This is a genomic window from Croceitalea sp. W27, from assembly GCF_055693185.1.
The window spans coordinates 22,268-37,628 of sequence record NZ_CM146327.1 but is presented as its reverse complement, the minus strand read 5'-3'; the positions used below and the strand labels follow the sequence as shown (position 1 = coordinate 37,628).

Sequence of the window (15,361 nt, the reverse complement as noted above, 5' to 3'; positions counted from 1 at the left end):
ACTTTTTCATTACTTTAGAGATTCAGTTTTTTTAAAGTAACCAACACCTATAAAAATGAAAAAAATTATCCTATTTGTCGCTTTATTTACGTGTATTGGAAGCATAGGCCAAAAATTAAACCCCAACAAAAAAGCAATCATTGCCTCTATTGAAAAACACGAGGCCGAATTGATAAAGATCAGTGACTCTATATGGGCACTTGCAGAAACCGCTTTTAACGAAAGTGAATCTTCACGTATTCTAGCTGACTATGCTGAAAAAAACGGACTTAAAGTTACTCGGGGGGTCGCCGATATTCCTACGGCCTTTACGGCCACTTATGGTTCGGGCAAGCCAGTAATAAGTATTCTTGGCGAATTCGATGCCCTGCCAGGTATTTCGCAGAAAGCATCCCCGGTAAAAGAGCCTTTACAACCCGGAGCTGCTGGCCATGGCTGTGGCCACAATATGTTCGGTACTGCAAGCTTAGGTTCGGCAATAGCCATTAAAGAACTTATGGACCAAGGAAAAATAAAGGGTACTGTCAAATTTTCAGGAACTCCTGCAGAAGAAAAGTTCTTTGCCAAAGTTTGGATGGTAGAAGCTGGGCTTTGGAGCGATGTAGATGTTAATATTAGCTGGCACCCCTCCTCAGGCATAGAGGCCGATGTACAAAGTGGCTTGTCATTAATAGACTTTATTGTAGAATTCTATGGCCAAACCGCTCACGCCTCCGCAGATCCCTGGAACGGGCGTAGCGCCTCTGATGCCCTAGAGTTATATACAACTGGAATTAATTACTATAGAGAACATATTTTGCCCACTTCGCGAATCCACTATCATATTCAAGATGGTGGGCAAGTCGTAAATGTAGTGCCAGATTATGCAAAACTATGGGTGCGGGTACGTGATCCAAAGCGGAAAATTATGCTGCCTACCTACGAACGCGTTAAAAAAATGGCCGAGGGTGCCGCTATTATGGCCAATGTTGATTATAAAATCTCTTTGGTTTCCGGTATTTACGAAACCTTGGTAAATCGCTCCGGTGGTGAAATTATGCAGAAAAACCTTGAGCTTTTAGGCCCGATTACCTATACGGAAGAAGAAACGGCTTTTGGCAAAGCGATACAAAAAGCAACTGGCAAGCCAGAGATAGGTATGGATAGTAAAATTTATCCTTTAAAAGAAACCGAAAAGAATCCTGGTGGAGGTTCTACAGATGTAGGTGATGTAAGCTGGAACGTTCCTAATATAAATTTAGGCGTTACCGTTGCGCCAAAAGATACCCCTTGGCATTCTTGGGCAGTTGTAGCCTGCGGTGGAATGAGTATTGGCCATAAAGGTATGGTCTATGCCTCAAAAGCTATGGGTATGACCATGGTAGATTTATTTACAAATCCAAAACTCGTTGAAAAAGTAAAAGAAGAATACAAAACCCGAAAAGGAGATGAAGTCTATGAGGCTATGATAGACGGTCCCCCACCTATCGGAAAAGATTAAAACCAAAAATTGCTATGTTCGGATTATTTAAAAAGAAAACAGAATTAGAAAAATTACAAGAAAAGTATCAAAAGCTCATGAAAGAGGCCTTTGATCTTTCTAAAATCAATAGAAGTGAAAGCGATACCAAATATGCGGAGGCTGATAAAATTCAAAAACAAATTGAAGAACTTACATCGTAAAAGTTTATTCTTAGCAGTGACAGCATTGCTGCTAGTGCCGACTTTTATTACTGCCCAAGACAATCCTTTAAACGGATTTGAAAATTTAGTTGGTAAAACCTGGAAAGCAGAAGGCACTTGGGGCGATGGGTCGAAATTCAAACAAGAGATAGAATTTAGGTATTCTTTAGAGGGTAAGACCATTGTAGCAGAATCCAAGGGTTTTGTAAACAAAGAACAAACCGAATACGGCCATCGCAATCACGGTATTCGTAAATACGATGCAGAAAGCAACACCATTCGGTTCTGGGAATTTGATGTTTTTGGAGGGGTTACCAAGGGTACGGTGTCATTCAATGAAAAAGATATTTTATATAAATACACTTATGGCGATACCGAAGTAACCGATGCTTGGGAGTATGTTGATGATAACACCTATAATTTTAAAGTTGGCAGCTATGTAAATGGAGAATGGAAACAGACCTATTTAGAAACGCAATTTAAAGCTGACAACGGTTTTGATTTTCATTTTGACCATGAATCATTGGTGGTGACCAAACTGATCGAAACGGGTGATTTCTATCGTGATGTACTGCAATTAAAAGAGATTCCCCACCCCGATAAGGCCCAAGGTTTTCGCTGGTTTGAAATTAGAGGGAATTCGCAGTTGCACCTCATAAAAAAAGATGTTATCGTCTTTAAAAAAGATAAGAGCATACACCTGTGCTTATCAACACAAGACTTAGAAGGCTTTATAGCACATCTAATGGCTAAGAACATTGATTTTTATAATTGGCCAGGTGACAAAGGTTCGGTTACCGACCGCAGTGATGGGATAAAACAAATCTATTTGCAAGACCCTGATGGCTATTGGATCGAAATCAATACGGTAAAGCACTAATAAAGATCTACCATAGTTCAAGCGGAAGCTAAAATTGTTTAAAATAAGAAAGACTAAAATATGAACAACTCCGTAGTACAAACATTTCCCTTAGGCTTTCCATGGCAAACACAAGATCCCTTTTTGTTTTGTGTATACCACTTAGACCATTATCCTAAAGGAAATGGAGAATTGGGGCCAGACCCAAAATTGCTAGAAGGTAGAAGCCTTGGCAACGACTTTACGATAAAAGATGGTTGGCGTATGTATCATGGTACGACAATACCAGGTTTTCCGTACCACCCGCATAGAGGGTTTGAAACTATTACCATAGTCAACAAAGGCTATTGTGATCATTCCGACTCTTTAGGTGCCGCTGGGCGTTTTGGAGAGGGCGATGTGCAATGGATGACCGCAGGCCGTGGGGTACAACACTCCGAAATGTTTCCTTTACTGAATGACGATAAAGAAAATCCATTAGAGTTATTTCAAATCTGGTTGAATCTACCTAAAGCCGATAAGTTTGTAGACCCGCATTTTAAAATGTTATGGCATGAAGATATTCCCATTATCAAAGAAACCAATGCCACTGTAAAAGTGATAGCCGGTAATTACAGGGGAAACCAAGCCAATGACCCTGCCCCCAACTCTTGGGCGGCAAACAATGAAAATGAAGTTGCGGTCTGGAACATTCATATATATCCCGAGACCGAATTTATCTTACCCAAAGCAAGCACTGAGGTTTCTAGAACACTCTATTTTTATGAAGGCGATGAAATTGAAATAGACGGAAAAAAGATAAAGCCTAATTTTGGTTTGGTTTTAGATGGCGCCCAAGAAACTACCATAAAAGTGGGCAAAAAGCAAGCGCACTTTTTGATTTTACAAGGCAAACCTATTGGCGAACCAGTTGCAAAATACGGTCCTTTTGTAATGAACACCGATGCTGAAATACAGCAGGCCATGGACGAATACCGCACAACGCAATTTGGTGGCTGGCCTTGGCCCTACCCCGATAATGTGCATGAGAAAGAAAAAGGACGTTTTGCAAAATATCCAGATGGGGACTTGGTAGAAAAATAATAGTTAAACATATACATTTGGGATAACATTTTCGAAAGTATTTCAATATGTCATACAACATACATGATTCTTTTAAGTGATTAGCATATATCTGCTAACTTGAACTATTTCACGAACCATTTCGTGTGAGGGTGAGGTCCACTTCACATGATATCGTTTAAAGTATTTTGCTATATTTCCTCAGAATTAATAACCAATACCAAGACCTTAATGCTGTTTACACAGCCGTTGTACATAGCGCAACATTATATCAGTCATGAAAAAAGGACGCTACAATCTCCGTAAGATAGTTTCATGTAAAAAGCATTTAGATAATGGTGTAAGTCACATCATGTTATATGGTTTGGCGACCGCTAGCTTAATTCTTGGATTGAAATGGTTGCAATGGAATTTTATAATTAGGGAAAACGCAATCGATATTTATATTGGATTGATTGCCCTTATGTTCACCTTGTTGGGTGCCTGGATAGCTTCTCAATTAATAAAACCAAAAACACGAGCTGTTTTAGTGGACAAACAAAATATGATTCAGCAACCCAAAGAATTTAAATTAAATGAGGCTGGCTTAAAAAGGTTGAATTTAACAAACAGAGAATACCAAATTTTAAAGCTGATAGCTCAAGGGCATAGCAATTCTGAGATTGCGGATGAATTGTTTCTTTCACTTAGCATAATAAAAACCCATGTTTCTAACCTTTATACCAAAATGAACGTAAAAAGCAGGTTTAGGGCAATTGCGGTTGCCAAAGAAATTAAAATCGTCGAGTGAGGGAACTAGTACTTTGGTATAAAAGTGCTGAAGCTCAACAATTGGTACCAAAGTATGAAGTAAGTTATTGTTTAAAATAATAGTTTCGAGGCAAACTCTAAATCCAACAATTATGAAAAAAATCATTCTAATTTTCGGAGCAGTAATAGGCATATTATTAAGTGTCAATGCGATTATTCATATGAATATGATGATTTCAAATCCTGATTATAAAGGAAACGATATAATAGGGTATGCCACATTGGTCATTATGTTTTCTTTAATTTATTTTGGAGTACGCAATTACAGAAACAATTATCTCGATGGGAAAATCGGGTTTTCTAAAGCATTTAAAACAGGAGCACTAATTTGTTTTGTTGCCTCTACCTTTTATGTTGTGGTTGGTCTATTGTATTATTATTTTTTTGTACCCGATTTTATTGATGTTTATGCGGACTATTTAATAAAAAATGCTGCTCCGGATGAGGTTGAAGCTACAACCGCTCAAATGGCAAACTTTAAGGAAATGTATAAGAACCCCTTGTTTCCTATTTTAATTACCTACATGGAAGTTTTTCCCATAGGGATAATAGTGGCTTTATTTAGCGCCTTTATAGTCAAAAAAAAGTAACAAAATCATCTTCGCACTCTGCCAGATTGACGAATCTGTAGGATAATACAAAATACTATAACTATCTGTCCACTAGTGCGAACTACTTTGGCGAACAATATCATGTAAGGGTATGGAGGCCCAATTCAAATACCATCGTTAAAAGTATTTTGCTATATTTCTTTAAGATTAACAGCTAAGAATACAACTCGTGCAATGTTTTCGCAGCCTAGTATAAAGCGGGATGTTTGCGACAAATTAATTTAAATTAAAATGAAAGTAACAGCCGAAAAAAATGAACAAGTTGCCAACATGGTTTTTGCATCTATCTACCCTCATTACCTAAAGAGGATAGAAAAAAATGGAAGAACAAAAGAAGAACTTGGCCAAGTAATTCAATGGTTTACTGGTTTTGATCAAAATGCTTTACAAGAACTTATTGATCAAAAAGCAAGCTTTAGAACATTTTTTCAAAAGGCCAAAATACATTCAAACGCTCACTTGATCAAAGGGGTTGTCTGCGGTTATCGAATTGAAGAAATAGAAGATGAATTTTTAGTTTATAAACAATGTAGACGTATGGAAAAGCTGATTGATGAATTGGCAAAAGGTCGTAAAATGGAAAAAATTCTTCGAACAGAAAAATAATAATAGGTCTGTTATAAGTCAAAACTAAAGTTTGTAAATACCGACCTTAGGCAACCATTTTGTTTTAAATTACGTCTATTTAATAGTAGTAAATCTCAACTATCTAAATAGTCAAAACCATGGTCAAGCAAAAAGGAAATCTAAAGAAATCTAAAATTCTCATTTTAATGGCAGGTATTCTGCTAATTTTAATGGCCATTTTACACGGCAGTGGCTTTTTCTATGTGAGCAATGCTATTGAAGAATCTAATTCGAAAGAATTTCTTAAAGAAGTTGTTCCTGTTTTATTTGCGCATCCTGCGATTCATTTGGTTTGTTTGGCATTTTTTGGGTTCTTAGCGTTATTTCTTCAACAAGCGGCTAAAAAAATATTATTTCTGCTCTCATTTTTTGTCACTATAGATGCACTATTGGCGTTTTACTTAGGAGGTATCATTCCAGCTATTTTACTACTCGTCGCAGCTACCTGTTTTTTAATTGCTGGTTTAAAGATAAATCAAAATCAGATTAACCTTGACCCGCAATCAAATTTATAGCTGTGCTGATACATTCGCATTAGAAAAACAAGGCAAACATACCACTGAACTATTCTATAAAAATAGGATGAAACAAAAACTAACAAGCCCTGAGTTTTGATTAAATCCGTAGCAAAAATGAGCTTTTAACGAATTTTAAATTGCCCTAAAAGACTCGTTAGACCCTATCTATCTTAGCTCCAATAGCGCGTAGCCTCTCATCAATATTCTCATAGCCGCGGTCTATTTGCTCGATATTATGAATGGTAGACGTTCCTTTGGCAGACAGTGCCGCAATCAACAAAGAAACCCCAGCCCTGATATCTGGTGAGGTCATGGTAGTTGCTTTTAAAGTGGACTTAAAATTATGACCAATAATAGTCGCCCTATGTGGGTCGCATAAAATAATTTTTGCACCCATATCCAATAATTTATCCACAAAGAACAAACGGCTTTCAAACATTTTTTGATGGATGACCACTTCTCCCTTTGCCTGTATGGCTACAACCAATAAAATACTTAATAAATCTGGCGTTAGACCCGGCCAAGGCGCATCTGCAATAGTCAAAATAGAGCCGTCTATGTAATTCTGGACTTCATACCCGTCTTTATGGGCCGGAATATAAATATCATCATCACGTCGTTCTAATTGAATACCCAATTTCTGAAAAGCATTAGGTATCTGCCCAAGATCATCCCAACTTACATTTTTTATGGTAAGTTCGCTTTTTGTCATAGCGGCAAGTCCGATCCAACTTCCAATTTCAATCATGTCCGGAAGCATCGAGTGGTCTGTACCTCCTAAACGGTCTACGCCTTCAATATTCAAAAGATTAGAACCTATACCGGTGATTTTGGCTCCCATACGCACCAACATCTTACATAGTTGTTGCAGATAGGGCTCACAGGCAGCATTATAAATGGTAGTAGTACCTTCTGCTAAAACAGCGGCCATCACAATATTTGCGGTACCTGTTACAGAAGCTTCATCTAAAAGCATGTAGGTGCCTTTAAGTTTCTTTGCCTCTACTCCGTAAAAATATTCTTCTTTATTATATCTGAATTTTGCACCTAGTTTGATAAAACCCTCAAAATGGGTGTCTAATCTTCTGCGTCCTATTTTATCACCACCTGGTTTAGGAATATATCCTTTTCCGAATCTCCCCAAAAGAGGGCCAACGAGCATAATTGAACCTCTTAGACCACGACCATCTTGCTTAAACTGATCAGACTGTAGGTAATCTAGATTAATATCATCTGATTTAAAGGTATAAGAACCTTTGCCTTTCTTCTGAATTTTTACGCCTAAGTCTTCTAAAAGCGCAATTAGTTTATTGACATCTACGATATCAGGAATATTGTGTATAGTTACTTTTTCATCAGTAAGTAAAACCGCGCAAAGAATTTGAAGTGCCTCGTTTTTTGCGCCTTGAGGGGTAATCTCACCTTTAAGTTGGTGCCCCCCTTCTATTCTAAATGTCCCCATTTACTTGATTGAATGCTAATAATTAGTACCGCTTTTTATTACGGTTGTTATTGTTTCTTGAGTTCTTTTTGCTGTTGTTATAGCTTCTATTGGATTTTTGAACTCTATTCTTAAGAAATTGGTTGCTCTCGGTAAGACTTTCACCACTTGGAGCCAAATCGATCTCACCATTACTAAGCTCTTTTAAATGGGCAAAAATAGCTGCATCATCAACTGTATCCTTATTCCAGTTTAAATAACATTTTTTCATATGATTAGCGATCGCGTATTCTAAACCATCTCTTAAGTCGCCTTTTTCCCAACTTACGGCAACATCGACCATACGTTTTATATTATTGCCATAAAACCTGTATTTTGGATGGTTTTGTGGATACTCTAAAGGCTCAGGACGTTGTCTTAAAACCTCTTTTGATGTAATGGGAAATGGAGAATCGACATCCAATTTAAAATCGGACATAATAAACAACTGGTCCCAAAGTTTGTGTTGAAAATCTGGCACATCACGTAAATGAGGCTGTAAATTACCCATAACGCTTATAATAGCTTGAGCTACTTTATTTCGTTCTTCTTTATCTTCAATGGAAACCGCATGGTCTACCATTTTTTGAAAGTGTCGCCCATACTCAGGAATAATTAATTGAGGGCGCTCGGTATTGTATTCTAAATTTTCTACTAAATTCAAACTGGAAAGTTTATGATTATTACTAACAGGAAGTCTCCGTTATATCGCGCAAATTAAGAAATTTATTGCATTTATAGTGGATTTAGAGCGAAATTACGCCTTCCACTTTTGATACTTCTTTGTATTTCTCTATTACCGCATCCGGATTTTCTAAGGTAACGGTAATAGAAACACTGGTATAAGTACCTTTTTTAGATTGTTTAGACTCAATTACTGCGCCTATATTATCAAAGATACCTGTTATACGTTCTATCTTATTGGTATCGGTGGGAACAATAAACTTATAAAGGTATTTAGATGGCCAAGAACTATTTTCTAAAAGTTGTTCTTTAAGTCTATCGTAAAACTCTTGTGATTTCTCCGCGTCCATTCTTTTTTTTACAAATATAATCCGTTAAGTTTCTATTTTTTTTCCTTAAAGCGATTTCATTACTTTGTAACCTAAATACTTTTTTTTGAGCATTAAGAAAATAGTGGTTACCGGTGCCCCCGGAACTGGTAAAACAGTCGTAATAAACGGCCTTGAGGCTCATGGTTATCGCTGTTTTCATGAAATTATCAGAAGTATGACCGCCAAAGCCAAACTTGATGGAACAAAGAAAACTCCTGTATCAAACCCCTTGGCTTTTGTAGACGACCCTCTTAAATTTAATCAACTCTTATTGCAAGGTCGCTTAAGCCATTTCAAAGAGGCCCAAGATTTAGATACAGAAGTTAGTTTTTTTGACCGAGGTATGCCAGATGTATTGGCCTACATGGACTATTTTGCACAGTCATATGGGCAAGATTTTATAAATACCTGTGAAAATCATAAATATGATGCCGTTTTTATAATGCCCCCTTGGAAAGAAATCTATATTTCCGATAATGAGCGTCTAGAAACTTTTGACGAGGCTGAAAAATTGCATAAAAACTTAATGAATACCTATAAAGATTTTGGATACTCTCCTATTTCTGTTCCAAAAACTTCAGTTTCTCAACGTATTTCCTTTATCTTAAATGAACTAAAACGCATTTAGTGCAAGAAGGGCTACAAACTATTCTTAAAAAATATTGGGGGTTTGACTCCTTCAAAGGTTCTCAAGAAAGTGTAATTACCACAATTCTTGATAAAAAAGACGTACTCGCCTTAATGCCAACTGGGGGCGGAAAGTCTGTTTGTTATCAGCTACCAGCTATGCATTTAGAAGGTATCTGTATCGTTATCTCGCCACTGGTCGCTTTAATTCAAAATCAAGTTGATAGCCTAAAAGAAAAAGGTATAAAAGCCATTGCACTTACCGGAGGAATTTCTTTTGATGAACTAAACAATTTATTGGATAATTGTATTTACGGCAACTATAAATTTTTATACTTATCCCCAGAAAGACTTCAGCAATCATTAATACAAGACCGTATTCAACAAATGAACGTGAGCCTTATTGCAATTGATGAGGCCCATTGTATTTCGCAATGGGGTCATGATTTTAGACCGGCTTACCTAAAATGTGCTTTATTAAAGACTTTAGCGCCAAGGAAACCAATCGTAGCATTAACAGCAACTGCCACTACAAAAGTGAGCGCAGATATTATTCAAAATTTAGAACTAGAGAACCCCTTGATTACAAAGGATTCTTTTGAAAGAAAGAACCTTTCTTTTGAGGTAAAGATTTTTGAAGACAAACGCTATCAATTAGTTAGTCTTTTAAAGCCCTTAGGCCAAAGTGGCATCGTTTATGTGCGAACACGAAAAATGACCAAACAGATATCGGAGTTGCTTCAAAATAGAAATATCAGCGCTACTTTTTTTCATGGTGGTTTATCAAAAACGGAGAAAAAGAAAAAACTTACGGAGTGGCTAAATGGTAAAACAAAAGTTATGGTGGCCACAAACGCTTTTGGCATGGGCATCGATAATCCGAAGGTTAGAATTGTAATTCATTACCAACTACCCGATAGTATTGAAAACTATTTTCAAGAAGCCGGTAGGGCCGGTAGAGATGGTAAACCTGCGAAAGCTATTATTCTCAGTAATTTAGAAGATAAAAAATGGGCAAAACAACAATTTGTTCAGTCCTTACCAGATGTCACATTTGTTAAGTTACTGTATAAACGTTTAAACAGTCATTTTCAGATTGCTTATGGAGAAGGAAGCGGCGAGACTTTCAGCTTAAACTTCAATTCTTTTTGTAGTAAATACGAATTGAATCAGCTACTTACCTACAACGGTCTTAGAGTTTTAGATCAAAATTCGGTGTTGAGCCTTTCTGAGAACTTTCAGCAAAAGACCACCTTAAAGTTTACAACTAAAAAAGAGGCTCTTTTTGATTATTTACAAAGGCATTCTGATATTGCACCTATCATACAGTCCATAATAAGAACATATGGTGGTCTATTTGATTTTGAAACAAAAATCAATCCTTTCCTTATTGCCAAGAAAACCAATGTTCAGCAAGAAAAGGTTATGCAAGTATTGGAGAAATTGGAAAAGGATAACCTGGTTACCTACACAAGGACAAAAAACGATTTGGAACTTTCTTTTTCGGTACCAAGGGAAGACGATAAAACAATCAATGTATTTGCCAAAACCATAAAACTACTAAACGATACCAAAACCGAAAACCTCAATCAAATGTTGCACTACATTGAAAATAAAACAACCTGTAGAAGCACATTCTTATTAAATTACTTTGGCCAGCAAACAACTAACGCCTGTGGAAAATGTGATATTTGCAAAAAGAATAGCACTTCAAAAAGTATGGATTCGGTATTAAAGTCTGAAGTGTTAACACTCTTAAGCGCTCAAAAATTAAGCTCTAGAGCAATCATAGTAGAGTTAAATACTGAGGAAAGTCTAGTGTTGCAAACCATACAAGAATTATTGGAAGACGAATTGATACGAATAAACCATAAGAATGAATATGAAAGAATATAAGGAAAAGAGAAATCTACGGATTGTTTTTATGGGGACACCAGATTTTGCCGTAGCAGGTTTAAACGAACTTGTAACCGCGGGTTACCAGGTGGTTGGTGTAATTACCGCTCCGGATAGGCCTGCAGGTAGAGGGAGAAAATTAAAGCAATCGGCTGTTAAAGAATATGCAGTTTCTAAAGCAATTAAGGTATTACAACCTACTAATCTAAAGAATGAAGCCTTTTTAGAGGAATTAAAATCCTTAAATGCCAACCTTCAAGTAGTAGTTGCCTTTCGAATGCTGCCAAAAGTAGTTTGGCAAATGCCTGAATATGGCACTTTTAACCTTCATGCCTCATTATTACCACAATACCGAGGTGCCGCACCCATAAATTGGGCCATTATGAATGGAGAAACCAAAACAGGGGTTACAACATTCTTTATTGATGAAAAGATAGATACCGGGGAAATAATTTTGCAAGAAAGCATTGAAATCGGCCCTACCGAATCCGCCGGTGAGCTTCACGATAAGTTGATGGTTCTTGGGGCTTCCCTAATATTAAAGACGGTAGATAAAATAGAGCGAAACGAAATAGCACTTGAGAAACAGCCGGATTTTAAAGATTTGAAAACCGCACATAAAATACATAGAGAGACTTGCGAAATAAACTGGTCAAAATCTTTAATTGAAATTTTCAATCATATAAGAGGTCTTAGCCCTTACCCCACTGCATGGACTACTTTATATAATGAAGAAGAAGAAGAATTGCAACTAAAGGTCTTTAAAACAGAATTAGAGAAAGAAGACCATGACTACATCCCTGGTAAAATATTTGCCACTAAAAAGACCTTAAAGGTTGCTGCCAAAGGAGGGTATTTAGATCTATTGGAAATTCAACTACCTGGAAAGCGAAAAATGAAAACGCACGAGGTGCTAAATGGCCTTCAACTATCAAAAAATGCATATGTCGGCTAAAGCCCTACTACCACTAGGCTAAGGAAATTTGTAGAAAAACCTCACATTTATCAACAAACACCCCTAGTTATTAACAAAAACGCCATTTTCCCCTGATTTCACTTGCTTCCAATACAAATCCGTATAAATTTGTTTCAGCATTAAAGTTATTTTAACAACAATTAATTTAATTCAATTATGAACAAAACAGAATTAATCGATGCAATGGCAGCTGATGCTGGCATCACAAAAGCAGCAGCCAAAAAGGCATTGGAATCTTTCTTAGGAAACGTTGAAGGATCTCTTAAAAAAGGTGGTAGAGTTTCTTTAGTAGGTTTCGGATCTTGGTCTGTTTCTAGAAGAAATGCAAGAGAAGGTAGAAATCCACAAACTGGACAGACTATCAAAATTGCAGCTAAAAATGTTGTAAAGTTTAAAGCAGGAGCTGAGTTGGCAAAAGCTGTAAACTAAATCTATATTTTAAGATACTTTGAAAGCGCTTCTATAATAGAAGCGCTTTTATTGTTTTAGCCCTTTTTTGAAAATATAAATTAAAATACTACATTTAAGAAGCTAATGATTTTTAACAGTGAGCCCGAAACCTAAAAAAGGAAAACTTCTAATTGCCGAACCATCCATAACAGGCGATGTCTCTTTCAATCGTTCTGTGGTGCTTTTGGCCGAACATAACGACGAAGGTTCTGTAGGTTTTATTTTAAATAAACCTTTGGAATATGACATTAGTGATCTTATCAAAGAGATTACGATTCCTTTCAAAGTTTTTAATGGTGGCCCAGTTGAACAAGACAATCTTTATTTCATACACAAAGTGCCAGAATTAATCGAAGGGAGTATCGAAATTTCAGATGGTATCTATTGGGGCGGGAATTTTGAAAAAACCATTCAGCTTATAAACGACCGAATAATCACCGAAAACGATATTCGTTTTTTTCTGGGCTATTCCGGTTGGGACTCTTTGCAACTTAATCAAGAACTCTCTTCTAATTCTTGGGTAGTGGTTAAAAATGAGTATGAAAGTAACATCATTCAAAAATCGGCCAGCGCATTCTGGAAAGAGAAAATGGTTGAATTAGGAGGTGATTACCTGATATGGTCCAATGCACCTGAAAACCCTACTTTAAACTAGCTTAGACGCGCCAGGGCATTTAACCTACCCAATAAACTTCTTGCTACTGTAGTTTCGAATCGCTTTTTACGGTACTTAGTAATTGGCTGTATGCCTATGATGGTATTGGTAATAAAAAGCTCATCTGCTTTTTGTAGCTCAAAAGGAGAAATTGAAGCCTCTTCTAAATCAAAATCATCCCATTTCGAAATAATTTCAGTTAGTTTTTTTCGTAAGATTCCATCTAAACAGCCATCTTTTAAAGGAGGGGTTTTTATTTTCTTCCCTGAAACCAAAAAAACATTGCCGTTAATAGATTCAACAACTTGCTTGGCTCCATTTAGCAATAAACAGTTTTGATAACCATTCTCTTTAGCATAAACACTAGAAACGATATGTATTAACTTGTTTGTACTCTTTAGGTTTGAAAGCATATCGGCATTTACATAAAAGTCTTTATACAATTCAACTTCATACGAAGTATCGTCAATGGTGTAAAAAGGCACTTCTAATTCTTCTACCTCTAATACAAAAGAGCATTCATTGGTTTTCGGCGTATACCTGCCTCCATCATTTCTAAATACCGATAATCTGCCTCTTGCCGTTGAACCTAAAAGCTTATTTGCCTCCAAAGTCTTTATAAATTCAGCTTCTAAAAACTCCATGGTGAACTCCATCGGAATTTCCATGCGAAAAATTCGCATACTAGACATTAATCTAAAATAATGATCCTCCCAAAAAAGCAACTTTCCATTACTAATACGTACTGTTTCAAAAAGAGCATCGCCGTACTTAAAACCACGGTTTTCGTGATTTAAGAACTTCTCTTTAGAAGAAATAAGGTTTCCATTAAAATTGACCATAAAAAAAGCCTTGAAAAATCAAGGCCAAAGATACATTATCAAAAGTAGATTTTATTACTTAGACCCAAGTACATGTTTTAGGTCCGCAATTTGATTTTCCCAAAGCATTTTAGCCTCATCTTTCTCATCTTCTTCGGCAAAGTCAGAGATAAAAAGTGAAACATCTTTGGTTATTTCATCCACAATTATTCTCATTTCAAAAAAGCTGTCATCCTCATTTTCTTCCCAAGCAAACTTTACGAACTCATCGCTCTTCTTTTTCAATAGTTTTGCTACTTCCTCTGTTCCATCCCAAATAAATGTAAAAAGTTCTCCCCTAGAATTTACATTATCTGCAAACCACTCAGAAAGACCTGATGGAGTGGAAATATATTGGTAAAGCATTTGAGGTGAAGACTGAATCACAAACTCAATTTCAAATTTTACTTTATCACCCATGCTGTTTATTTATTTTCTTTAGATTGATTTATATGTGTGGTAATATAGAAAAATAAATTTCAAAATAATAAATTAATTCTGAATTTTGATTGCGCCAAAAATTACGTTTATATTTGCAGCCGCTAAAAAGCAATACGGCGAGGTAGCTCAGCTGGTTAGAGCGTCGGATTCATAACCCGGAGGCCGAGGGTTCAAGTCCCTCTCTCGCTACTAGTAAATACAGGGACTTCAATTTTTGAGGTCCCTTTTTCTTTTCTCAGGTACAACATAGGTACAACAAATTGATTTTTTTTAACATAGATTATTAATTAAATATATTTCATATCAAATGGTCGTAAACGATATTGAAACTATTTCTCCATATAATCCTGCCAAGTCACCAAAACATATTTTTCTTTGCCGCTTTCGTTCTTTGTCAAGAAACCGTATTCATATACGAATAGATAGACGTCACTTCTTTGGTTTTTCCAATAATGCGTAAAAAACTTCGGATTAAACCCTTCTTCTATCAGTTTGGATTTTCTGATGGTAGTATAACCCGATTTATTAAACCTCTTCAATATTTTTCTATTCGTTCTTAGTTGCTTTTCTACCATTAAATAAAAAGCCTCTGTTTCTTGACGCTTTTCATATTGGTCTATCGACTTGCATTTTGTGCTACAGAATATTTTATCTGTGCGCCCTATTACTACCGAACTACATATCGGACATTTGCGATCATCAAGCATATTACCAGTATATTATACTTATAATATACTACTTAATTCATAAAACCTAGTTAGAATTGTATTAT

Annotated in this window: 19 protein-coding genes and 1 tRNA gene; 14 read left to right on the top strand and 6 right to left on the bottom strand. The window is 36.3% G+C overall.

Annotated features, from left to right (window positions below; translation table 11 throughout):
* Positions 1-55: 55 nt before the first annotated feature.
* The 8 genes from ACZ1GR_RS00205 to ACZ1GR_RS00170 all read left to right on the top strand — a co-directional run bounded on the left by ACZ1GR_RS00205 (position 56) and on the right by ACZ1GR_RS00170 (position 6,146).
* Complete coding sequence (locus tag ACZ1GR_RS00205) at positions 56-1,480, top strand: amidohydrolase (protein ID WP_472610274.1); 1,425 nt, start codon at positions 56-58, stop codon at positions 1,478-1,480.
* A 14-nt stretch (positions 1,481-1,494) separates the two neighbouring features.
* Positions 1,495-1,662 (top strand): Lacal_2735 family protein, encoded by a 168-nt coding sequence (locus ACZ1GR_RS00200; protein ID WP_377766682.1) that lies wholly within the window; start codon positions 1,495-1,497, stop codon positions 1,660-1,662.
* On the top strand, positions 1,643-2,542 hold the full coding sequence (locus ACZ1GR_RS00195) for a VOC family protein (protein ID WP_472610273.1): 900 nt from the start codon (positions 1,643-1,645) through the stop codon (positions 2,540-2,542). Before ACZ1GR_RS00200 ends, ACZ1GR_RS00195 begins: the two co-directional genes overlap by 20 nt.
* A gap of 60 nt (positions 2,543-2,602) precedes the next feature.
* The gene (locus ACZ1GR_RS00190; RefSeq protein WP_472610272.1) at positions 2,603-3,604 is read left to right on the top strand and encodes a pirin family protein; all 1,002 of its coding nucleotides are present in this window, start codon (positions 2,603-2,605) and stop codon (positions 3,602-3,604) included.
* Positions 3,605-3,860: 256 nt separating this feature from the next.
* Entirely contained in the window at positions 3,861-4,373 is a 513-nt protein-coding gene (locus ACZ1GR_RS00185) for a response regulator transcription factor (RefSeq protein ID WP_472610271.1), read from the top strand.
* A 112-nt stretch (positions 4,374-4,485) separates the two neighbouring features.
* Positions 4,486-4,983: a DUF4199 domain-containing protein gene (locus ACZ1GR_RS00180; RefSeq protein WP_472610270.1), complete on the top strand. Its 498-nt coding sequence runs from the start codon at positions 4,486-4,488 to the stop codon at positions 4,981-4,983.
* A 252-nt stretch (positions 4,984-5,235) separates the two neighbouring features.
* On the top strand, positions 5,236-5,610 hold the full coding sequence (locus tag ACZ1GR_RS00175) for a DUF2200 domain-containing protein (RefSeq protein WP_472610269.1): 375 nt from the start codon (positions 5,236-5,238) through the stop codon (positions 5,608-5,610).
* A 119-nt stretch (positions 5,611-5,729) separates the two neighbouring features.
* A complete protein-coding gene (locus ACZ1GR_RS00170) occupies positions 5,730-6,146 on the top strand; it encodes a hypothetical protein (protein WP_472610268.1) in 417 nt (138 codons plus the stop codon).
* A 157-nt stretch (positions 6,147-6,303) separates the two neighbouring features.
* Here the strand turns inward: ACZ1GR_RS00170 and murA are convergent, their stop codons facing one another.
* The 3 genes from murA to ACZ1GR_RS00155 form a co-directional block, all read right to left on the bottom strand.
* The gene (gene murA / locus ACZ1GR_RS00165; RefSeq protein ID WP_377766676.1) at positions 6,304-7,611 is read right to left on the bottom strand and encodes a UDP-N-acetylglucosamine 1-carboxyvinyltransferase; all 1,308 of its coding nucleotides are present in this window, start codon (positions 7,609-7,611) and stop codon (positions 6,304-6,306) included.
* 22 nt (positions 7,612-7,633) lie between these two features.
* Positions 7,634-8,293 (bottom strand): DUF4290 domain-containing protein, encoded by a 660-nt coding sequence (locus tag ACZ1GR_RS00160; protein ID WP_377766675.1) that lies wholly within the window; start codon positions 8,291-8,293, stop codon positions 7,634-7,636.
* Positions 8,294-8,375: 82 nt separating this feature from the next.
* Positions 8,376-8,663 (bottom strand): DUF493 family protein, encoded by a 288-nt coding sequence (locus ACZ1GR_RS00155; protein ID WP_472610267.1) that lies wholly within the window; start codon positions 8,661-8,663, stop codon positions 8,376-8,378.
* An 85-nt stretch (positions 8,664-8,748) separates the two neighbouring features.
* On the opposite strand from ACZ1GR_RS00155, the gene ACZ1GR_RS00150 reads away from it, so the two are divergent.
* The 5 genes from ACZ1GR_RS00150 (at position 8,749) to ACZ1GR_RS00130 (ending at position 13,288) form a co-directional block, all read left to right on the top strand.
* Complete coding sequence (locus tag ACZ1GR_RS00150; protein ID WP_472610266.1) at positions 8,749-9,312, top strand: AAA family ATPase; 564 nt, start codon at positions 8,749-8,751, stop codon at positions 9,310-9,312.
* Entirely contained in the window at positions 9,312-11,207 is a 1,896-nt protein-coding gene (locus ACZ1GR_RS00145; RefSeq protein WP_472610265.1) for a RecQ family ATP-dependent DNA helicase, read from the top strand. The genes ACZ1GR_RS00150 and ACZ1GR_RS00145 overlap by 1 nt, the downstream gene beginning before the upstream one ends.
* Positions 11,194-12,162 carry a methionyl-tRNA formyltransferase gene (gene fmt, locus ACZ1GR_RS00140; protein WP_472610264.1) on the top strand — a complete coding sequence of 323 codons (969 nt, stop codon included), beginning with the start codon at positions 11,194-11,196 and terminating at the stop codon, positions 12,160-12,162. Before ACZ1GR_RS00145 ends, fmt begins: the two co-directional genes overlap by 14 nt.
* 177 nt (positions 12,163-12,339) lie before the next feature.
* On the top strand, positions 12,340-12,612 hold the full coding sequence (locus tag ACZ1GR_RS00135) for an HU family DNA-binding protein (protein WP_377766670.1): 273 nt from the start codon (positions 12,340-12,342) through the stop codon (positions 12,610-12,612).
* Positions 12,613-12,730: 118 nt separating this feature from the next.
* A complete protein-coding gene (locus tag ACZ1GR_RS00130) occupies positions 12,731-13,288 on the top strand; it encodes a YqgE/AlgH family protein (protein WP_472610263.1) in 558 nt (185 codons plus the stop codon).
* Here ACZ1GR_RS00130 and ACZ1GR_RS00125 read toward each other — a convergent pair.
* Both ACZ1GR_RS00125 and ACZ1GR_RS00120 read right to left on the bottom strand, forming a co-directional pair.
* Positions 13,285-14,130, bottom strand: coding sequence for an aminotransferase class IV (locus ACZ1GR_RS00125; protein ID WP_472610262.1), 846 nt, complete (start codon positions 14,128-14,130; stop codon positions 13,285-13,287). The genes ACZ1GR_RS00130 and ACZ1GR_RS00125 overlap by 4 nt on opposite strands.
* Positions 14,131-14,184: 54 nt before the next feature.
* Positions 14,185-14,568, bottom strand: coding sequence for an START-like domain-containing protein (locus ACZ1GR_RS00120; protein ID WP_377766667.1), 384 nt, complete (start codon positions 14,566-14,568; stop codon positions 14,185-14,187).
* A 136-nt stretch (positions 14,569-14,704) separates the two neighbouring features.
* Here ACZ1GR_RS00120 and ACZ1GR_RS00115 point away from each other — a divergent pair.
* Positions 14,705-14,778 (top strand) — tRNA-Met (locus ACZ1GR_RS00115).
* Between the two features lie 140 nt (positions 14,779-14,918).
* Here the strand turns inward: ACZ1GR_RS00115 and ACZ1GR_RS00110 are convergent.
* A complete protein-coding gene (locus ACZ1GR_RS00110; protein WP_472610261.1) occupies positions 14,919-15,296 on the bottom strand; it encodes a hypothetical protein in 378 nt (125 codons plus the stop codon).
* Positions 15,297-15,361 lie beyond the last annotated feature (65 nt).